Raw genomic sequence first — 20929 nt, forward strand, 5'->3', positions numbered from 1 at the left:
CACCAAACGGTGATGCTTTTACTTTAAAATGAAATAATAATTATTGCTTGATCATTTTTTTGGTAACAAAAGACTGATCGTTCATGATAATCTTAACGATATAAATTCCTTGTAGTAGATTTCCGGCATTTACCGTTCCATTTACCAGTTTTGTTTTCAATAATAACTTACCGCTTAAATCGTATAATTCTACAGATTCAACATCTTTACCCTTAATATTGAATTGGTCTTTGAACGGATTTGGATACACTTTTAATTGATTGTCAATTTGCTGCGCGACTACACTTTGTGGTTTATCTTCAACTACAATCGGCTGCTTATTTCCTTGAACTGGATTACCCAAAAGCCGCTTTTCATCTTTTGCACATCTAACGCTCATTCCTGCTTGCGGATAAACACCAGTACCAGTTTGCATCGTATTTCCCTGAAATTGTAGCGCCAAGGCAAATCCTGTATTATAGTCTGCTAGCGAGGCAGTCCAAACTCCAGTACGCGTCATCTGAATATTCCTTCCACCTAACTCACCTCGAATTCCATCTTTCGGAAAAGCACCAATATTATAGGTTGGGCTTGTAAATTTCCAGCCGTACTCTCCTTCAATCGTCCCACCATAGAATGTGTTTATGGCATGCCATTGATCCTGAATAACGCCCGGTTTTCCGTAAGCATCATTTTTATATCCATTGTACCACGGAGAATTTCCTTTGGATCCTGTATATAGATTAGTGAACGAAACATCTGGTACGCGCCATCCATCCGGACAAGGATCGAAAGGTGATTTTTCATCAGCATGCCCCCATCGGTTATCAGCCTCACCTCTTTCATCAGATACCCAATCGTTTACTTTTGAAAGATCATTTGCATAATGATTACCTCCATCATAAAGATTTCCTGTACTATTTTGATAAAGAAAACGCATTGGGTTATTGATAGAATAGATAATATTCTCGCGAATCTTTTTATTCTTGTTGGCACTTTTTGAACCATAGTTTTCATAAGAATCGGTATAATCTGTTCCGTATTCTTTTGCACTAATGGTAATGTTTTTAGGTCTTGGCGGTTTAACTGGTGAATTTTGTACTGGAACTCTACCACCACCACTCGTACTATGAATGAGTTGAGAATTTGCCGTCAAAAAGTTTGGTATCGGATCTTTTCTTCCCCATTGATAATGAAGGCCATTTGCTAAACCTGACTCCAACACACTACTTTCTGCACCTAGATTCCGGTCCATAAATTCTGTTTTAATCGCAGGTAATTTACTGTTAGTCGCATTTACAAAATTATAAGCAGTAGGAATTGGTGCTTCTGTAGTATAAGTAATTGAATTGGCTGTTGGATCATCTTCAGGCGCCCAAATATGCCAGCTCCAAAGGGCAGGTGCTCCAAGATCATCATTATGCAAAGAGATTACAGCATTCCCTTTTTCAGCAGGATTAATTTCTAGATCAATCAAAGAAAGCCTACGATCTTTACCCATGGGAATAACCTTCACCGCAGTAATTAGATTTGAATTGGTGGTCCATAAAACTTTGGCCATCAAATTATCCGAAGCGATTTCTTCCTGATTAGAAAGCAACTGACTATAAACAGCAAACGCTTTGTTAACAGGAATTTGCAAATGATTTTGATTGATTACTATATAAGAATTTGGATTATCTAAACCATCCTTGAATTTATCTCTATTGGTCTGATAATATTGCGTTGGAAAATTTCCAATTTTTGCCATATTCGGATCTCTCATGCATTTTACTGCATTCCCTGCTTTGGTAGGGTTGGTTTGATTAATGTAGATTGCATGAAGACCAACATTAGTATTCGTACGTAATGGATCAGAAATCATAGAAAATAATCTTGCACCATCATACGCAAAAGTTGAACTCCACAATCCACCATTTGCTCCATTATCCTGAAAAGTAACGCCTACCGGTGCAGTTGGTGCCGCTGAATTAGGATAATAAACATAACCCCCCGAAATTGGTAAAACTCCAATATTTCTGGATCCGCCCTGTGCATTTGTAAAATCCATTCCTAAACCAGGATAGACTTTAACACCATTAAGACTTGCATTTTGAGAATTAGGAAAAAGTTGTCTTAAATTTACATTGCTGTCATCATTTTGCCAATCCTTCTTTCCAAAAAAGGCTAAATTATTATTCTGTGTTTCTCTTCCATAATAAGATGGAACCCGCCAACCATTCGGGCAAGGATCCAATTCTGATTTTAATTCATAGGAACGGCTTTCATTTTTTAAAACCGTACTTGAACTGTTTGCATTACTATTTCCTCCTTTTGCATTGTCTGACCATAAATCCCAAGTCATATAATTTGGACTTGCTCCCGCAACTTTATATCTGCTACTAGAAAACCAGTTTCCAGTGTTGTCAGTATTAATAATATAGGTGATGGGGTTGTTCACTGAATATTGAATATTTTTTTCAATTTCATCAAAAGGTCTCACCTTAACAGGAATTGTATTTACGGGATCAATCTGTTTGTGCTTTAACACACCTACTTCACCAGAAATTTCATAGAAATAAGAATCTTTATAAACTAATGGAGGAAAAGGATCTTTTCTTCCCCATTCGTACATCAATCCACCGGATTTTTGCCATTGATTATCTAAGAAACTATTGGATGTTGCGCCTAGATTTCGATCCATATATTGAATGGTGATAGGATTCAAGTCCATATCGGCTTCAATACCGTAATTGTAGGTAACTCCATTCTCCGGATTATCGGTAACCCAAATATGCCAACTCCAATAAATGGTACCATTTACTTTAAAAGCAACAACTGCATTTCCTTTTCCAATTCCTTTATTAACCTCAACTTTAATTTTGGATTTTGAGGGATCAGTACCAGGTATAATTTCTACATGTTCAATGAGCCCCGGAACATCTTCCCAATAAATAGATGCACTTTGAGTACCAGCAGGAATAGGATTTGCGGAACCATTGGATTTTAAGTATTCATAACTCTCCCACATTTTGTAGGCTTTAGAAACCGGAATCTCTAAACCTCCATAATTGTTGGCTTGTGCTAGACCAATATCATAAATATAACTATTGGGTGCTTTGGCTTCATTCGGGACTTGCGAATAGCCGAATTGCGCGATAAAACAAAAAACTAACAGTTTACTCTTTCTCATTATTAAAAAAATTATACAAATTAATATTGCTATTTTTTTAACATCTTTTGTGTGTTGTTCGTTTTTCTTTCTTTTTGTGTGGTAACAAATATATAAATATAAACTACATATTATCAGAAACTTGCGAAAAAATTGACTGTTTAAACTACCTGATCTTTGTCATCATCACGTTAACATTACTTTAACATTTTGTAAATGAGATAAGTATATTTTTTAAACGACATCAATCTTTCATTACAAAACTTTTATAAAATTTATCTGTTTAATACAAAAGCACGGTAAATCACTAATCAACTGACATAAATAATCATAAAATTATAATTATAATACACTAAAAACGACACATAACCAACAAATAACTACAGAAAACACAAATCCCACTGACTCGTCAGTGGGATTTATAGAATATTGTAAAAGAATAACTATTTCTTTTTAGTTGCAACTTTTTTAACAGCCGTTTTTTTAGGAGCCGCTTTCTTGACTGGTGCTTTTTTAGCCTTTACCTTAAACGCGTTTTTATCTTGAGCGACAATCCATTTTTTAACTTCGTCTAATGAAACTGTTGCCAATTCTTCGACCGTATATTTCTCGTCGCTTTTCGTTTTTGGGATTTTAAAAATATTTTTTCCATGTTTTACGATTGGTCCCCATCTCGCGTTTTCAATGGAGATTTTTTCTTCTTCCCATTGTTGAATATATCGGTTGGCTTCTTTTTCTAACTTGGCTTCAATCAATTCATTAATGTCGTTTTGGGAAAGGTTTTCAAAATCATAACGCTTCGGAACGTTAATGAACAAAGATTGGTATTTAATAAACGGACCAAATCTCCCCGTTCCTTTTGTTACCGGTTCTCCTTTATAACTGGCAATCGGCGCATCAGCAATTTTCTTTTCTTTAATAATTTCCTCGGCTCTTTGTTGCGTAATAGAAAGCGGATCCTCCCCTCTTGGAATACTGATGAATGCTTCACCCCATTTCACATAAGGTCCAAATCTCCCAACACTAATGGTTACACTTCGACCTTCAAACTCATTTAAATCAAATGGGATTTTGAATAACTCCAGTGCTTCTTCTAAAGTGATTGTCGCGATATTCTGACTCGCCATTAAACTTGCGAACACCGGTTTTTCCTCATCATCCTGTTCACCAATCTGAACCATGGGTCCAAATCTGCCAATCCTGGTCAAAACATTTTTCCCGGTTTTCGGATCTACCCCTAAAATTCTTTCTCCATTTGCACGGTCTGCATTTTCTTCTACATCAGCAATTCTGGGATGGAAATCTTTATAGAATCCTTGTAAAACTTCTTTCCATTTTTCTTCTCCATTTGCAATGTGGTCAAAATCCTGCTCCACTTTTGCCGTAAATCCATAATCAAGAACCTCAGCAAAATTTTGCGTCAGGAACTCATTTACCACTTCGCCAATATCAGTCGGAACAAATTTATTTTTATCACCGCCAAACTTCTCGGTCACCACTTCCTTTTTAAGATCGGTTTTTCCTAAAGTCATCTTCATAATTTCTCGCTCCTGTGGTAGGATTTCTCGCTTGTCTACATACTCCCGATTCTGAATCGTCTGAATGGTCGGTGCGTAAGTTGAAGGTCTACCAATGCCGAGCTCTTCTAACTTCTTCACCAAACCTGCTTCGGTATATCTTGCAGAAGGACGTGTGAATTTTTCCGTCGCTTCTATTTTTTTATAATCTAACTCTTCTCCTATCGCAACTTTCGGCAACAACTTTTCGTTGTTTTCTTCATCGTCATCTTCTGCTTTTAGAATTCCGTACGCTTTTAGGAAACCATCGAAAACAATGACTTCGCCCTGTGCTTCAAAATGTTGTGGAAGTTGAGCATTACCGATTTCGATAACGGTTTTTTCGATTTTAGCATTCGCCATTTGGGAGGCCAAAGTTCTTTTATAAATTAACTGGTATAATTTATTTAATTGTGCATCACCGATACTTTTAACTGAAAAATCAGTCGGACGAATTGCTTCGTGAGCTTCTTGCGCAGAGGCTGATTTAGTCGTATAATTTCTTGGATTAGAATATTGTTCGCCGTATTCAGAAAGAATTTGCGCTTTTGCTCCGTTAATAGCTTCTTGCGAAAGGTTCACGGAATCGGTTCTCATATAAGTTATATATCCTTCTTCATATAAACGCTGCGCCACTCTCATAGTTGCAGTTACGCCGTAACCTAATCTATTACTCGCTTCCTGCTGCAAAGTTGAGGTGGTAAAAGGTGCTGAAGCGGTGCGGGTTCCCGGTTTTATTTCAACATTTAAAACTTTGAAATCGGTACTTTTACATTGATTTAAAAAGTCTTCGGCTTCTTTTTCCTGAACGAAATCCTTTTTAAGTTTTGCGGTAATTTCCTGTTTACTATCATTAAGAAAAACTCCTTCTAATTTGAAAGTCGATTTGGGTTTAAAACCTCTTATTTCTAATTCGCGTTCTACGACCAAACGAACTGCAACCGATTGTACTCGACCTGCTGAAAGTCCGGTTTTTACTTTTTTCCAAAGAACAGGTGACATTTCAAAACCAACAATTCTATCGAGAATTCTTCTGGCTTGCTGCGCATTTACCAGGTTTTGGTCAATAGTTCTTGGATTTTCAATCGCCTTAAGAATAGCATTTTTTGTAATTTCATGAAATACAATTCTTCTCGTATTTTCTTCTTTCAGTTTTAATTCTTGTGCCAAATGCCAGGCTATTGCTTCCCCTTCTCGGTCCTCATCCGAAGCCAACCAAACAATATCGGCTTTTTTCACCGCGGCTTTTAACTCCGCGACCAACTTCTTTTTATCAGCAGAAACTTCGTAATCTGGGGTGAAGGTTTCCAGGTCGATTCCCATTCCTTTTTTAGGTAAATCACGGATATGTCCGAAACTCGATTTCACCTCGAAATCTTTTCCCAAATATTTTTGAATCGTTTTTGCTTTTGCTGGTGATTCTACGATCACTAAATTTTTTGACATCCTCGGAATTTTGTGCAAAAGTAGAAGTTTTTTTTTAATACAAAGGTTTTATGACTTTTTTCAATAGTTTTAAATTAAAATATAAAAGAAACAAAACCCTTACATTTGCTGTGACAACAACTTACTTTTGAAAAAATTCATCCAAAATACCATTCAGAGTCAGAAAGTGTTCTACCGCTATTTTCGCAGAAAAGGTTTGAAGAGATTCTTTAAAGAAAATGTATTGGAAAGTGATGGCAACAATGAAACTAAAGCAAAATCAATCGCTTTGGGACTTTTTATTGGACTTTCTCCATTTTGGGGATTCCACTCTTTTTTAGCAATTACTTTATCGGTTTATTTTAAAATGAATAAACTGTTGACTTTCATGGCTTCACAAATCACTTTCCCTCCGTTAATTCCGCTGATTATATTTTTAGCGATGATGGTCGGTCAGCCGTTTGTGAGCAATACAACCAGTTTAGAAAATCAAAGTTTTGATTTTGAATTCATCAAAAATAATTTAACACAATATATTATAGGTAGTTTTATTTTAGCAACATGCTGTTCGATCGTTTTCGGATTCCTGTCTTATTTTATTCTTGAAAAGTTTCAACCTCAAAATAAAAAAATGAAGTAAATCTATTTAAAAATGATACTTTTAATAATTAGAAAAAATTAATAAAAGTTCTAACAATTAATTCCTCCAAAAAATGTTCGAAGCAATTAACAACATTATCGAGCGAGACAGTTACGGCAGCCTTCTCTATGCTGTTCTTGGCGGATTATTAATGTTATCGACTTACCACATGGTTTTGTTTTTTCAAAACCGTGACAAATCTTATTTACTCTATAGTTTCTACACTTTTTTTTCTTTCCTGGCTTATATTTCAGTTGCCGAAAGTGGTTTTCTACATGATCTTTCTAATTATCTTGGTTTTGATTTTCGGTCGAAGCAACTTTTCACCATCATTTTCAACAGTCTTTATTTTTTATTCTTCGCCCAGTTTCTGAAAGTGAAAAAGAAAAATAAAACCTGGCATAAAATAATAATTTACCCACCCTTTATTTTAATAATTATTGCAACTGTCACTTTTATTATCCTTAAAATTGGCATTACTGATTTTTATTTTGAAACCTTTAAAAAAACATTCCCTTATCTCATTACTGCTCACACAATAGTATCGTTTTACATCCTAACTAAAATTAAAAACAAACTTAAATATTACATTATTTTTGGTGGAATTATGTTATTCATCTGCTCCATTTTAGGAGAACATTCCATTCGCCAATTACCATTTTTAAATTTGACTAAAAAAATGGGGGACTTTATTTATTACCTCGGATTGCTGGTAGAAAATATTGCTTTTTCATTTGCATTAGGACGCCGGCAACGGAATAATTATCGCGAAAAAGTTGCGTATAATAGAAACCTCATTGCAGAAATGCAAAAAAATGTTGAATTAAAGGATAAAATAAATATTGAAAATCAAAGACGACTCGAGGTTGAAAATAGACAAATTAAATACTTACAGGAAATTTCTGATTTAAAACTTTCCATTCTACAAACGCAGATGAATCCTCATTTCATCTTCAATGCACTTAATTCCATTAAATATTATATTTTAGAACATGATACCGAAAATGCGGTAAACTACCTTACCAAATTTTCAAAAATCATTCGTACAATTTTAGTTTCTTCTACGGTGAAGGATTTTACCTTAGAACAAGAGTTACAAACAATTAAAGTGTACGTGGATATCGAAAACTTAAGGTTCAATAAAAAAATTGATTTCAACATAATCATCGATGAGCACCTTAATCCAGAAGATATTAAACTTCCGCCAATGGTTTTGCAACCGTTCATAGAAAATGCGATTTTGCACGGCGTTGCATTACTGGAAACTAAAAAAATCGATGTACATGTTTTATCTAAAAATGAACATATCGAAATACGAATTATAGATAATGGTATTGGCAGAAAAGAAGCGGCTAAAAATAAAATTCGTCATCAAAACTCAAGTAAATCTTTAGGAACAAAAATCGCAGATGGAATGCTGAAAAACTATTTCGGCTCTAAATATTACAAAATCGATTACCATGATTTGCACAAAGAGGATAAACCAACAGGAACCATGGTCGTTTTAGAGATTCCCGCTCAGTAATCTTTAGCAATTTCCCTATGGCATAATTCCCCAAAAATCATTATATTCGCAACCTTAATTAATTAGAATATTTCTTATTGAACTGTTTGAAAATGAAGAAGTTTACCGAATATAAAAATCTCGATTTAACAGCCGTTGCCGAGAACATTACCCAGTTTTGGGAAAAGAATCAGACTTTTAAAAAATCTGTTGATATACGCGAAGGTCAACCGGAATACGTTTTTTATGAAGGTCCGCCTTCTGCTAACGGAATGCCCGGAATTCACCACGTGATGGCGAGAGCGCTGAAAGATATTTTCTGTCGCTACCAAACCCAAAACGGGAAACAGGTTTTTCGTAAAGCCGGTTGGGATACGCATGGTTTGCCTATTGAATTAGGTGTAGAAAAAGAATTGGGAATTACCAAAGAAGATATTGGAAAGACGATTTCTGTAGAAGATTACAATCAAGCCTGTCGTAATGCAGTAATGCGCTACACCGATGTTTGGAATGATCTGACGGAAAAAATCGGATATTGGGTAGATTTAGAAGATCCGTATATTACTTACGAACCGAAATACATGGAAACCGTTTGGTGGCTTTTGAAGCAACTTTACGATAAAGATTTAATGTACAAAGGTTACACGATTCAACCGTATTCCCCGGCGGCAGGAACCGGTTTATCTTCTCATGAATTGAATCAGCCCGGAACTTATCGTGATGTTTCTGACACGACTGTGGTTGCGCAATTTAAATTGAAACGCGCCCCTGAAAACGCGAGCGAAACCTGGAAAAAATTTTCCGCTATTGCTTATCCAGAATCAAATATTGACCCTTCCGAAATCGCTGGAGCCTCTTGTGGTGGCGCATTGCATTGGGAAGAATTCGAGGCTGAGAAACCAAAAGCAAATGTGTATTTTCTTGCCTGGACGACCACTCCCTGGACTTTACCATCAAATACCGCGTTAGCAGTTGGACGTGATATTGAATATGTTTTGGTGAAAACCTTTAACCAATATACTTTTGAACCGATCCACATTATTTTAGCGAGTGTACTTGTACAGAAGAATTTCGGTAAAAAATATTTTGAAGGAACAGACGAAGATTTCAAAAACTACAGTTCAGAAAATAAAACAATTCCTTATCAAGTTTTAATGGAATTTACCGGTGATAAATTAGCCGGAACAGAATACGAACAGTTGATTCCATGGTTTTTACCTGCAGAAAATGCAGACAAAGCATTCCGCGTAATTATTGGAGATTTTGTCACTACAGAAGATGGAACAGGAATCGTACATATCGCCCCGACTTTTGGTGCAGACGATTCGCGAGTTGCGAAAGAAAATGATATTCCGCCAATGCTGATCAAAGATGAGAACGACAATCTTGTTCCTTTGGTTGACTTGCAAGGTCGTTTTCTAAAAGGTGGAAATACACCGGAATTATTTGCAGAGAAATTCATTAAAAACGAATATTACGATAACGGAACTGCACCTGAGAAATCTTGGGATGTAGAATTAGCAATTCTTTTAAAGACTGAAAACAAAGCCTTTAAAGTAGAGAAATACGTTCACAGTTATCCGCATTGCTGGAGAACTGACAAACCGGTTTTATATTATCCTCTCGATTCTTGGTTTGTTAAAATGACGGCGGTTAAAGACCGTTTGGTAGAATTAAATGAAACCATCAACTGGAAACCAAAATCAACCGGTGAAGGACGTTTTGCAAACTGGCTCGTTAATGTTAATGACTGGAATCTTTCCCGTTCAAGATATTGGGGAATTCCTTTGCCAATCTGGAGAACTGAAGATTTGAAAGAAGAAATCATCATCGGATCTGTAGAAGAATTAATGACTGAAATCCAAAAATCAATGGAGGCGGGATTCATGACCGAAAATCCTTTTGCGGCGTTCGAGGTTGGAAATATGTCGAAAGAAAACTATGCGAAGATTGATTTGCATAAAAATATTGTTGATAAAATCATCTTGGTTTCTGCTTCAGGAAAACCATTGAAACGCGAATCTGATTTGATCGATGTTTGGTTTGATTCAGGTTCAATGCCTTATGCGCAACTGCATTATCCTTTTGAAAACAAGGAAATGATTGATTCAAATAAAGCCTTCCCGGCAGATTTCATTGCTGAAGGAGTTGACCAAACGAGAGGATGGTTTTATACTTTACACGCCATTGCAACTTCAGTTTTCGATTCTGTGGCGTATAAAAATGTAATGTCGAATGGTTTAGTTTTAGACAAAAACGGACAGAAAATGTCGAAACGGTTAGGAAACGCCGTTGATCCATTTGCGACTTTAGAAAAATACGGTCCCGATGCAACGCGTTGGTATATGATTTCGAATGCGAATCCTTGGGAAAATTTAAAGTTCGATTTAGAAGGAATTGATGAAGTTCGCCGTAAATTCTTCGGAACGTTGTACAACACGTATTCATTCTTTGCTTTATATGCAAATGTTGACGGATTTACTTACGTCGAAAAAGACGTAGAAAACCGTCCGGAAATTGACCGTTGGATTTTATCAGAACTGAATTTATTGGTAAAAGACGTGACTTCTTTCTACGAAGATTACGAACCAACGAAAGTTGCCAGAGCCATTAATAATTTCGTTAATGACAACTTAAGCAACTGGTACGTAAGACTTTGCCGTAGAAGATTCTGGAAAGGAGATTATTCTGAAGACAAAATTTCTGCTTACCAAACTTTATATACTTGCTTAGAAACGGTAGCGAAAATTGCTGCTCCAGTTGCGCCGTTCTTTATGGATCAATTGTATCAGGATTTGAATAAAATTACCGGAAAAGATAGTGCAGAATCAGTTCACTTAAGTGATTTCCCGAAAGCTCAGGAAAGTTTGATCGATCAGGATTTGGTAGAGAAAACGCATTTGGCTCAGCAAATTACGTCGATGGTATTTTCATTAAGAAAGAAAGAAAACATAAAAGTAAGACAACCACTTCAGAAAGTGATGATCCCAGTTTTGGACAAGAAAACGGAAGCACAAATTTTAGCAGTTTCAGATTTGGTAAAACAGGAAGTAAACGTAAAAGAACTGCAACTCATTAATGCTGATGAAGCAGCGGATTTAATCATTAAACAGATTAAACCAAACTTTAAAACTTTGGGAGCGCGACTTGGAAAAGACATGAAAATGGTGGCTGGAGAAATTACAAACTTTACCGCTGACCAGATTTCAACTTTAGAAAAAGAAGGAAAAATGGAAATTGCAGGTTATGAAATCTCTTTAGATGATGTAGAAATTTTCACCAAAGATATCCCAGGTTGGACGGTTACCAGCGAAGGTAAATTAACGGTCGCTTTGGATTTAACACTTACTGAGGAATTAAAAGCAGAGGGAATTGCGCGAGAATTCATCAATAGAATTCAGAATTTAAGAAAAGAAAAAGATTTTAGTCTAACAGACAGAGTTACAATACGCTTGGAAGCTGGAAATCCTTTCGAAAAAGAAATTATCAACAATAATGCATATATTTCAGCAGAAGTATTGTCAGATAGAATAGAAATTGTAAATTCACTTTCAAATTTTAACGAAATTGAGATTGACGATATCAAATTTAATGTAGAAGTTCAAAAGAAATAATAATTTGATAGTGAATTGCGAAGAAGAAGAAAGCAGTTTTGTATCATTTAAAAAATAAAGACATGGGAGAAGATAGACAAAAGTACGGTGATGCCGACTTACAAGAATTTAAAGTAATTATTCAGGCAAAAATAGATAAAGCAGAGAAAGATTTAATGCTTATCAGAGAGAGTTTCATCAATGACCAAAATAATGGGACGGATGATACTTCGCCAACATTCAAAGCATTTGAAGAAGGTGCAGAAACCCTAAGCAAAGAGCAAAATGCGATTCTTGCCGGAAGACAAGAGAAGTTTGTACGTGATTTAAAAAATGCTTTGATCCGTATTGAAAACAAAACTTACGGAATTTGCAGAGTGACGGGAAAACTAATTCCGAAAGAAAGATTAATGGCTGTACCACACGCCACATTGAGTATCGAGGCTAAAAATATGCAGCGATAAATTCACCGTGTACCATGAATAATGTACAAAGTATCCTATATAATTTTATGTAGAATACTTTGTGCATTTATATTTTGAATTCATGAATACAATTCTAATCATCCTTGCAGTCGCAGTTGTTTTTATCTATTACTTTCGAAGAGACCTGAAGGAAAAATTTATTCCGAATAAGGAAAAATATTACACGATCGACGATCAATACAATTCTGAAAGAAAAGATCTTGAAAATGAAGTTGATGAAATCCTTAATAAAATGGGACAAAATGGATTGAAAGATCTTTCATCAGCAGAAAAAAAACGACTCGACGAACTTTCAAAAAAAATAAAATAAAAATGGAATCACTTATAGTTCACCCAAAAAATCAAATGGAACTCAATGCGCTTAAAAGCGTAATGAAAGATATGGGCATTCGGTATGAAAAATTTCACACCAGAAATCATAATACTGCGCCTAAATCTGAACCAAGAACTTCATCAAACAAAGCAGAAAAACCTGCGAGAACCTTTAAGGACAAACCCAAGAACGATTAGTAATGAAGAAAATAGCACTAATTACTTTCATCATTCTTTTGATCGATCAGGTATCTAAATTTTATATTAAAACTCATTTTAATTTGGGTGAAAGCGTTCCTGTTTTTCCTGGATTTAAATTGACTTTCGTTGAAAACCCGGGAATGGCTTACGGCTTTCACTTCGGTGGATTGATCGGGAAGTATTTTCTGGTAATCGTTCGCGTATTTTTAATTGGTGGAATGGTTTACTTGTTCAGCAAATGGTTGAAAGAAGGAGCCAGCAATTATTTATTGATTCCAATGTCGATGATTTTTGCGGGTGCAATTGGTAACTTAATCGATGGAATGTTTTACGGAATGCTTTTCGACAGCGGAACCGTTTACGACGAAAGTATTAGCAGATGGATTGAATACGGCGGCATTTCTAAAGTTGTTCCTTTTGGTGAAGGTTATTCTACATTTATGAAAGGCTGCGTAGTTGATATGCTTCATTTCCCGTTGGTAGATTGGAATGTTCCAGCTAATTTCCCTTTAATTGGCGGTAAACATATTGAATTCTTTAAATACATTTTTAATGTTGCTGATTCGGCAATTACTGTCGGGGCTGCATTGTTATTAATATTCAGAAAAAAAGCACTGCCAAATGGTTTAGATTTTTAATGATTAAAGAGCAATTTTAAAATTTATAAAAAATATTCGTTACTATTTCGTAACGAATATTTTTTTGTTCTGAAAGTTTACTGATTTTAAAATTAGCAATTTATCAAATCTAAAATCTAATACTTCATAAATTAAAGTTGATAAAACACTAATGTATGAAGCAAAAAATTAATCATAAAAAATATTTTTACTTTTAAAAAGAAGTACTTTTGTTGATGTGTAAACTGTTAAAAAATATCGCTTCTCCTATTTTCGAGGTTTATTTTTTTATAAGCACAAAATACGTCTGATTCTAAGCTGCGTGTTGCAAACAGTTTAGAAAAATTATACGAAAATCAGGGTGTTGCAGAAAAAAACGAAATGGTAGAAGAAAATTATAGAAAGACTTACGCAATCTAAAGCAGTTCTTTAAAGGTCAAACGACTTTAATTATTACAAAAGCCATCCAAAAAGTCCTTTTAAAAAAACAATAAAGGGCTTTTACAAATAGTATTGCAAAAGCCCTTTTATTGGTAGGAAATTTTTTAGTAGTCTCGAAATTAGGAGACTTTTAATTTAAATAAGTTATTCTTTAATAAATTTGATTGTTTCAGTTTTCCCAGCATTTTCAACTTTCAAGAGATAAGTACCTTTTGATAATCCTGAAAGATTTAATTGATTGTTTTTCACAATTTTAGAAGATAATATTCTTTGTCCTGCAACATTATAAACTTCCACATTCGTTATTTTGTCAGCATTAACAATTGTTACTTCATTTTTAACAGGATTTGGATAGATTGCAACTTTAGCCTTATTTTGAACTACGCCAGTAGCAAGATTACCAGGTAGTTTAATAACAAATCCACTAATACTATTATCACTTGCTCCTAAACCAACGATATATTTTCCGTCTGGAGAAATTCCCAATGGGAGAGCAAACGTAATTCCTAAATCATCATAACCTAAACTGGCAACGTATTCATTAAGATTTAGGGTACCTGTTTCTTTTGTCCATATAAAACCTTCTCCAGCAGTTGCTGGTGCTCCCCAAGGTCTAAAATAACCGATAACCGTTTTACCATCATCACTTACGTCACTTGCGCCACCAACATACATGGGATCTGGGTGTTTAATACTTGTATAACCATCTGTAACGTTCCAAACGAAAGCGCCTTCCTCTTCCTCTGAATTGCCAACAATGGTACTGCCATCTGGAGTCACCGCCTGACCCTCGCCAGTAAAACTATTATTATCTTTTTGTATAAAGTTTTGCACGTTGTTTTTCCAATAAACGGCAAATCGGTCTCCGTAATCATCATCTTGCCATCCTACGACTACGCTTCCATCAGCACTGATCGCATTTGCGCGGGAACTTGCGGTAGGCACGGTAGAACCCAGATCTACTAATCCTGTTGCCTGCGTCCATTTAATAGCATGAGCTTTCCACCCAGAAATGAAACCAAGACCTACAACAGCAGATTCGTCACTGGTCATTCCCCAAGCTGAAGTCCCATCTGTATCTTCACCGAGGAGGCCTAAATAAGACCATGTCCTGCTAGAAGTTTCATACCTCGACATTTCAGATTTTCCCGACTCGGGATTGATCATCGTTCCAGAAATATACTTTGCATCATTCGAAATACTGGTCGTTCCTGAAATTTGTTCTCCTCCTGAAATTTCGCCGATGGTCACTAATCCATCTCCTTCATTCCACATTACATGATACATGTTCATTACATTCCCTACTGCAACACCAGTATTGGAAACATCACTCATAGCAGCGAATTCTCCGGCGTTAAAAACCTGAGCATTGGCGATAGCTAAACTGCCCACTAAAAGAATGGTTGAGTAAATTTTTCTCATAATTAATTAATATTTTATTTTGTAATCCAAAAATAAATTAATCTATCCTGCACATTCTAACAAAGGGCTTGTGTATTTCCCGAAACCCCAAAAACAATAAAGGACAAAATACTCATTATCAATCTTTTGTAAAATAAAATAATCAAGAAAATCTAATGCCTAATATTTCAAATCCACACTAATTAAATCATACTATGACAAATACCACAGTGTTTCTAAATAAAAAATAACAGATATATAAGAAAATCACCGAATATCATTAAAAAAAATTATTTTTACTAAATGAAGTGGGAGCAATTATTTACAGCTGTTTTTTTGATCAGCATCGTTTTTATATCTGGTCAAAAGAAAAGTGATTTCGAAATAATGGTTGGGAAAAGTATTGAAAAACTTCATCAAGATCCTGACGCTGGGATTAAATCTTGCAAAAACATAAGCATTAAGGATGATCAATACTACGAAAAACTCATCATCAAAAGTATTCTGGCTGAAGCGTATTCTTTAAAAGGAAATTATGTTGAAGCAGTTAAAATTGCACTTGAAAACGTAAATACTCCTTACCACTTGCAAAAAAAAGATCAACTGCTTATTAATCTCGGTGTTATAAAATGTTTCCAGGACGTTGATTTAATTGAGCAGTCAGAAATTCTAGTTGCTCCTATCTTAAAAGACCTAAGGAAAATCAAAAAGAAAAAAAATTACCGGTCTGCTAAAGTTTACCAGTTGTATGCTTACAATCTATTTGCTCTTAAAAAAAATGACCAAGCCTTAGAAAACATTACACTCAGCAACAATCATATCAATTTAAATTCACCTGAAACCTATATTATTCTTTGCGAAAACAAACTTCTGGCGGGAAATATATACTTTCAAAATAATGATTATAAAACCGCTGAAAGATATTTCGAAGAAGTGTTGGCTATTCTAAAAGCACATCCCAACAACAATTATCTTTTATCGACCACTTATTTGAATCAATCGAATATTTTGTTTGCCAAAAAAGAATATGTTGCCGCAACTGAAATTCTAGAAAGAGCTTTAGAAAAAATTAAAACTGCAGATTTCTTAATCATCAAAAATGAAATTTATGCTGGACTAGCAAAAAATTATCTGCTCTTAAAACAAAACGATAGACACAAAGAATATCAAAAAAAACACGAAGATTCGCAAACGATAATCGATGAAAACAGAAATGAAGCCATCAGAAATATCATGAAATTAAGTCAAGGTTTCCAAACTCAGAATTACAATTCTTATATGGCTAAAAAGCAAAATGAGATTTATATTTCCCTTGGTATCGCATTACTATTTATTTCAACGGTTTTCTTTTTTAATTATCAAGAAAAACAAAAGAAAAAAACACTGGAGAAACAGGTTTTATTTTTTGAAAAACAAAAGACACTCTTTGCACGAAAAGAAAATACAATTGTTGAACCTGAAAAAATAAGTACCAAAAAAACCTTAATCATCCCGAAAGAAAAAGAAGACCATCTCCTGCAAAAACTTCATGATTTTGAAGAATCTAAACAATTTCTAGCCAAAAACATGTCTTTACCTCTTCTTGCTGCTCAACTTGAAACGAATACTAAATATCTTTCTGAAGTCATTAGAAAATTTAAAGAGAAAAATTTCACTACGTATATTAATGAACTAAAAATCAATCACATTGCTCACCTCATTTCTTCCGACCCTACTTTCCGGCAATATAAAATAAGTTATTTAGCAGAATTTACCGGCTTTACTTCTCACAGTACATTTACAGTAGTTTTCAAATCGGTAACCGGAATGTCTCCAAACGATTATATTCAACAAGTAAATAAAACACAAACAAGATGAGACTATTTTTCAATCTGTTCTACTGCTTTATATTTTGCTTGTCAATACCTGCATTTTCTCAAGTAAAAAATAATGATGCCGAAATAAAAAGAGCAAATGATATTCTGTATGAAAACCCAAATGACTCCATAAAAATCGCATTTTCACTTTTAAAAAATGAAAAAAATGCTGATGAAATCGCGCATCTTTATATGATGATTTCCACTGCTTATGTTGCAAAACGAGATATCGACAGCTCTCTGTATTTCATTATGAAGACGACAAATCTCATTAATTCTGATGCATTACTTTCCACAAAAATTCGAATTTTAAATTCTGTTGCGGTTCAATATCAACAGATGCAGCTTTACGATAAATCCTTAGAAACTTTAGATAAAGTAAAAGAATTATATGAGAAGTTACCTGCAGATGATAAAAACAGAGCGTACAATCGTGAGTTTAATAATATGATTAGAGGGATGATTTACAGAAGCCAATCGAATCCGGAAATGGCTTTAGAAAAATTTTCCCAAGCCGTTAATTATTTAAAAAAATTACCACAGACAAAAGGAAATTCCTCAAATATCAGCGTCATCTTATACAATATGGGTTATTGCTACATGGAATTAAACCAAAATTCTAAAGGCAGTTATTATTTTACAGAAGCAATAAAATATGGACAACTCGCAGACGCAAAAAGCATTGAAGCTTACGCTTTTAAAGGTCTTTCTGAGAATTTATATGTTAATCATGAATATACCAAATCTTTAGATTTATTGGATAAAGCAGATTATTTAGCAAAATCTATTGGCGATATCGTCCTCAGCGAAGGTATTTATAAACTAATGGCTAACAATTATTTGGCGATCAACAATTGGGAGAAATATCAATTTTACAGCGATAAAGTTTTAGAATTAAAACAAGAAAAACAAAAAAAAGATGAACAATCGCTCAATCGCTACATGAACATTCAAACCTCAGAAAATTTAGAAAAAACAAACAGTGCTCAAACAAAGTTTCAGATGTATCAAGTACTGATTCTCGGACTTTCTGCGCTTTCAATTTTATTTTTGGGGAGAAGTTTTCTTTCGCATAAAAAAAGAAATAAACTTTTAAAAAGCACGATCGAAAACCTCACTAATGCTGAGCAGTAAAATTAAAGAAACTTCTGACAGCAACGGATTGGTCATATTAGCATTGTTTTGTATTTTTGTTCCTAAATTACATCAAAACACATGTCGAGAATACTTACAGGAATACAAGCCACAGGAACGCCACATTTGGGAAATCTTTTAGGGGCGATTATTCCAGCCATCGAACTTTCTAAAAAACCTGAGAACGAATCTTTTTTGTTCATCGCCAATCTGCATTCTTTAACACAGATTAAAAACGCAGAAGAACTAAAACAAAATACTTACGAAATCGCAGCCGCCTGGCTTGCCTGTGGTTTAGACACGAACAAAACTTTTTTTTACAGACAAAGTGATATTGCAGAAACCTGTGAACTGACTTGGTATTTATCGTGTTTTTTTCCATATCAAAGATTAACGTTGGCGCATTCTTTTAAAGACAAAGCCGATCGTTTAGACGATGTTAATGCTGGTTTGTTTACTTATCCTGTTTTAATGGCTGCCGATATTTTACTTTATGATGCAGAAGTAGTTCCGGTCGGAAAAGACCAGTTACAACATTTAGAAATGGCCCGTGATATGGGCGCAAGATTTAACCATCAAATGGGAGAAGTTTTCGTTTTGCCACAAGCAGAATTACATGAAGACACCAAATATGTTCCCGGAACCGACGGACAAAAAATGTCGAAATCAAGAGGGAATATCATCAATATTTTCTTGCCTGAAAAAGAATTGAAAAAACAAGTTATGGGAATTGAAACCGATTCTAAATCCCTGGAAGAACCAAAAGATCCATCAACGGATAAAGTTTTTGCTTTGTACGAATTGATTGCAACAAAAGAACAAACTGAAACTTTAAGACAAAAATACGAAGCCGGAAATTTCGGTTATGGCCACGCCAAAACAGAATTGCTGAATTTGATTCTAACGCGATTTGCAAAGGAAAGAGAACTGTTCACTTACTACATGAACAACTTACCAGAACTGGAAGAAAAACTACAGAAAGGTGCGGCAAAAACCAGAGTCATCGCTTTGGAAACATTAGCCAGAGTTCGTAAAAGCGTTGGAGTATAATTTTTAAATCAAACTAAAAAACCTTTCCGATTTGGAAAGGTTTTTTGTTATAAGAGTTCTTTTAGTTCTGCAAGTTTCTTAATCACTTTTACTCCTTCTGCTTCGAATTTATCATCGAATACATCAAAATAAATGACCTGTAGGCCAAATGATTTTCCGCCTTCTACATCGGCAATCCAATCGTCGCCAATCATCATAGATTCTTCGGAAGAAGCATTCGCTTTTTTCAAAGCGTAGTCATAAATTTCTGGTTGTGGCTTTCTGATATTGATTTCATCGGCGCTGGTAATGGTTTGAAAGTAATTTTGAATTCCGGAAAGTTCGCATTTTTTATGCGTGACTTCTTTAAATCCATTCGAGAGAATATGCAAAGTATATCCTTTATCGTGCAGATATTCTAAGATTTCAAAGGCTCCATCAACCAAGTCATTATAATTAAGAATTTCATCTAAGAAATTATTTTCAAAAACCTGAGCCAATTCAAAATCATCAATTCCGAAAAAGAGAAAAGAGTCATAGAATCTGTGCTTACGCAGATATTCTTTATCGATTTCGCCATCTCGAATTTGTTCCCACAATCTTTCATTAATGGTAAAATATTCGCGATGGAAATCATCAAAATCTAAATTATATTTTTCGCGGACTTCTTGTCTTTTAAAAATTTCCTTTAAAGTTAAAAAGGCATTTCCGCGGTGATCCCAAAGGGTATTATCGAGGTCAAAAAAAATGTGCTGAATTTTCATACAGCACAAATTTAAGTAAATAAAGATTAGTTCTTCGAAACAATATGGATTTTTGAGTTCAATTTTAACACTTGAATGCTCTTTGAATAACTGAGCAGAAAATCGATGGTTTGTTTCTTTGGTGTCAATAGTCTTTCTTTTAAAGTGTCATTTTTTTTCATACGCGAAAAGATTTAACTTAAAACGAAAGATTCTTCAAATTATTATCTGGTTAAAATAATCTGATGTTCATCCATAATTTTTCTCAGGTTAATAAGCGCATACCGCACCCTGCCTAAGGTTGTATTGATACTGGAATCGGTTTGATCTGCAATTTCTTTAAAAGATAAGTTATCGAAAAAGCGAAGTTTTATCACTTCTTGTTGGTTTTCTGGCAAATAGTCGAGCATTCTCATCAAATCTTCCTGAATTTGTCTGCTGACCAATTGTTCTTCAATATTTTCTTCCTGACCAGATATCAAATCAAAAATGGAGAAATCCTCATTATCGTAGGAAGTTTCCGAAACTTTATTGTGTTTGGCTTTGAGTCGAAAATGATCAATAACCAAGTTGTGTGCAATTCTTTTTGCCCACAAAACAAATTTGCCTTCTTCTTTGTAGCGACCTTCTTTCAGGGTCACAATTATTTTCATGAAGGTATCCTGGAAAATATCATTTGCCAGAGTTTCATCCATCAATTTATAAAAAATAAAAGTGAAAATTTCTTTTTGATGCCTCTCTATAAGTACCGCGAGTGCCTTTTCATTACCATTTTTAAAACTGGTAATCAGCCAACTATCTGTATTCTTAACCATAACTCCATCTATATTTATTCAAGAATTTACGCCCCCATCACTTCGGG

The 20929-nt window shown here is 34.7% G+C and carries 15 protein-coding genes; 10 read left to right on the plus strand and 5 right to left on the minus strand.

Annotation, left to right across the window (positions count from 1 at the left end; genetic code table 11):
* Positions 1-40: 40 nt before the first annotated feature.
* Both PUH65_RS01220 and topA read right to left on the minus strand, forming a co-directional pair.
* The gene (locus PUH65_RS01220) at positions 41-3151 is read right to left on the minus strand and encodes a T9SS type A sorting domain-containing protein (RefSeq protein ID WP_305518033.1); all 3111 of its coding nucleotides are present in this window, start codon (positions 3149-3151) and stop codon (positions 41-43) included.
* Between the two features lie 422 nt (positions 3152-3573).
* On the minus strand, positions 3574-6132 hold the full coding sequence (topA, locus tag PUH65_RS01225; protein WP_305518034.1) for a type I DNA topoisomerase: 2559 nt from the start codon (positions 6130-6132) through the stop codon (positions 3574-3576).
* A 127-nt stretch (positions 6133-6259) separates the two neighbouring features.
* On the opposite strand from topA, the gene PUH65_RS01230 reads away from it, so the two are divergent.
* From PUH65_RS01230 to PUH65_RS01260, 7 genes are all read left to right on the plus strand, one after another.
* Positions 6260-6751, plus strand: a complete 492-nt coding sequence (locus PUH65_RS01230; RefSeq protein ID WP_305518035.1) for a DUF2062 domain-containing protein — start codon at positions 6260-6262, stop codon at positions 6749-6751.
* Positions 6752-6824: 73 nt separating this feature from the next.
* Positions 6825-8276, plus strand: a complete 1452-nt coding sequence (locus tag PUH65_RS01235; protein WP_305518036.1) for a sensor histidine kinase — start codon at positions 6825-6827, stop codon at positions 8274-8276.
* A gap of 92 nt (positions 8277-8368) precedes the next feature.
* The gene (ileS, locus tag PUH65_RS01240; protein ID WP_305518037.1) at positions 8369-11869 is read left to right on the plus strand and encodes an isoleucine--tRNA ligase; all 3501 of its coding nucleotides are present in this window, start codon (positions 8369-8371) and stop codon (positions 11867-11869) included.
* A gap of 62 nt (positions 11870-11931) precedes the next feature.
* Entirely contained in the window at positions 11932-12312 is a 381-nt protein-coding gene (locus PUH65_RS01245; protein WP_305518038.1) for a TraR/DksA C4-type zinc finger protein, read from the plus strand.
* An 82-nt stretch (positions 12313-12394) separates the two neighbouring features.
* Positions 12395-12643, plus strand: coding sequence for a DUF6576 domain-containing protein (locus tag PUH65_RS01250; RefSeq protein WP_305518039.1), 249 nt, complete (start codon positions 12395-12397; stop codon positions 12641-12643).
* 2 nt (positions 12644-12645) lie between these two features.
* Positions 12646-12843 (plus strand): DUF2683 family protein, encoded by a 198-nt coding sequence (locus PUH65_RS01255; RefSeq protein WP_305518040.1) that lies wholly within the window; start codon positions 12646-12648, stop codon positions 12841-12843.
* Positions 12844-12845: 2 nt separating this feature from the next.
* Complete coding sequence (locus PUH65_RS01260) at positions 12846-13484, plus strand: lipoprotein signal peptidase (protein WP_305518041.1); 639 nt, start codon at positions 12846-12848, stop codon at positions 13482-13484.
* A 564-nt stretch (positions 13485-14048) separates the two neighbouring features.
* Here the strand turns inward: PUH65_RS01260 and PUH65_RS01265 are convergent.
* Positions 14049-15326, minus strand: coding sequence for a T9SS type A sorting domain-containing protein (locus PUH65_RS01265; protein ID WP_305518042.1), 1278 nt, complete (start codon positions 15324-15326; stop codon positions 14049-14051).
* A 282-nt stretch (positions 15327-15608) separates the two neighbouring features.
* Here PUH65_RS01265 and PUH65_RS01270 point away from each other — a divergent pair, with 282 nt between their 5' ends.
* The 3 genes from PUH65_RS01270 to trpS all read left to right on the plus strand — a co-directional run bounded on the left by PUH65_RS01270 (position 15609) and on the right by trpS (position 19345).
* Positions 15609-17162: a helix-turn-helix domain-containing protein gene (locus PUH65_RS01270; RefSeq protein WP_305518043.1), complete on the plus strand. Its 1554-nt coding sequence runs from the start codon at positions 15609-15611 to the stop codon at positions 17160-17162.
* A complete protein-coding gene (locus PUH65_RS01275) occupies positions 17159-18295 on the plus strand; it encodes a tetratricopeptide repeat protein (protein ID WP_305518044.1) in 1137 nt (378 codons plus the stop codon). Before PUH65_RS01270 ends, PUH65_RS01275 begins: the two co-directional genes overlap by 4 nt.
* A gap of 81 nt (positions 18296-18376) precedes the next feature.
* Entirely contained in the window at positions 18377-19345 is a 969-nt protein-coding gene (gene trpS / locus PUH65_RS01280; protein WP_305518045.1) for a tryptophan--tRNA ligase, read from the plus strand.
* A 47-nt stretch (positions 19346-19392) separates the two neighbouring features.
* Here trpS and PUH65_RS01285 read toward each other — a convergent pair whose 3' ends face one another.
* Together PUH65_RS01285 and PUH65_RS01290 are read right to left on the minus strand one after the other, a co-directional pair.
* The gene (locus PUH65_RS01285) at positions 19393-20088 is read right to left on the minus strand and encodes a YjjG family noncanonical pyrimidine nucleotidase (protein WP_305518046.1); all 696 of its coding nucleotides are present in this window, start codon (positions 20086-20088) and stop codon (positions 19393-19395) included.
* 203 nt (positions 20089-20291) lie between these two features.
* Entirely contained in the window at positions 20292-20882 is a 591-nt protein-coding gene (locus PUH65_RS01290; protein WP_305518047.1) for an RNA polymerase sigma factor, read from the minus strand.
* Positions 20883-20929 lie beyond the last annotated feature (47 nt).

Origin of the sequence: Kaistella sp. SH40-3, assembly GCF_030686865.1 — a bacterium.
In the GTDB taxonomy this organism is placed as follows: domain Bacteria; phylum Bacteroidota; class Bacteroidia; order Flavobacteriales; family Weeksellaceae; genus Kaistella.

What these genes read in the sequence shown, in the direction of transcription:
- PUH65_RS01220 (WP_305518033.1), bottom strand. Translation starts at nt 3,151, where the DNA reads ATGAGAAAGAGTAAACTGTTAGTTTTTTGTTTTATCGCGCAATTCGGC.
- topA (WP_305518034.1), bottom strand. Translation starts at nt 6,132, where the DNA reads ATGTCAAAAAATTTAGTGATCGTAGAATCACCAGCAAAAGCAAAAACG.
- PUH65_RS01235 (WP_305518036.1), top strand. Translation starts at nt 6,825, where the DNA reads ATGTTCGAAGCAATTAACAACATTATCGAGCGAGACAGTTACGGCAGC.
- ileS (WP_305518037.1), top strand. Translation starts at nt 8,369, where the DNA reads ATGAAGAAGTTTACCGAATATAAAAATCTCGATTTAACAGCCGTTGCC.
- PUH65_RS01245 (WP_305518038.1), top strand. Translation starts at nt 11,932, where the DNA reads ATGGGAGAAGATAGACAAAAGTACGGTGATGCCGACTTACAAGAATTT.
- PUH65_RS01250 (WP_305518039.1), top strand. Translation starts at nt 12,395, where the DNA reads ATGAATACAATTCTAATCATCCTTGCAGTCGCAGTTGTTTTTATCTAT.
- PUH65_RS01255 (WP_305518040.1), top strand. Translation starts at nt 12,646, where the DNA reads ATGGAATCACTTATAGTTCACCCAAAAAATCAAATGGAACTCAATGCG.
- PUH65_RS01260 (WP_305518041.1), top strand. Translation starts at nt 12,846, where the DNA reads ATGAAGAAAATAGCACTAATTACTTTCATCATTCTTTTGATCGATCAG.
- PUH65_RS01265 (WP_305518042.1), bottom strand. Translation starts at nt 15,326, where the DNA reads ATGAGAAAAATTTACTCAACCATTCTTTTAGTGGGCAGTTTAGCTATC.
- PUH65_RS01270 (WP_305518043.1), top strand. Translation starts at nt 15,609, where the DNA reads ATGAAGTGGGAGCAATTATTTACAGCTGTTTTTTTGATCAGCATCGTT.
- PUH65_RS01275 (WP_305518044.1), top strand. Translation starts at nt 17,159, where the DNA reads ATGAGACTATTTTTCAATCTGTTCTACTGCTTTATATTTTGCTTGTCA.
- trpS (WP_305518045.1), top strand. Translation starts at nt 18,377, where the DNA reads ATGTCGAGAATACTTACAGGAATACAAGCCACAGGAACGCCACATTTG.
- PUH65_RS01285 (WP_305518046.1), bottom strand. Translation starts at nt 20,088, where the DNA reads ATGAAAATTCAGCACATTTTTTTTGACCTCGATAATACCCTTTGGGAT.
- PUH65_RS01290 (WP_305518047.1), bottom strand. Translation starts at nt 20,882, where the DNA reads ATGGTTAAGAATACAGATAGTTGGCTGATTACCAGTTTTAAAAATGGT.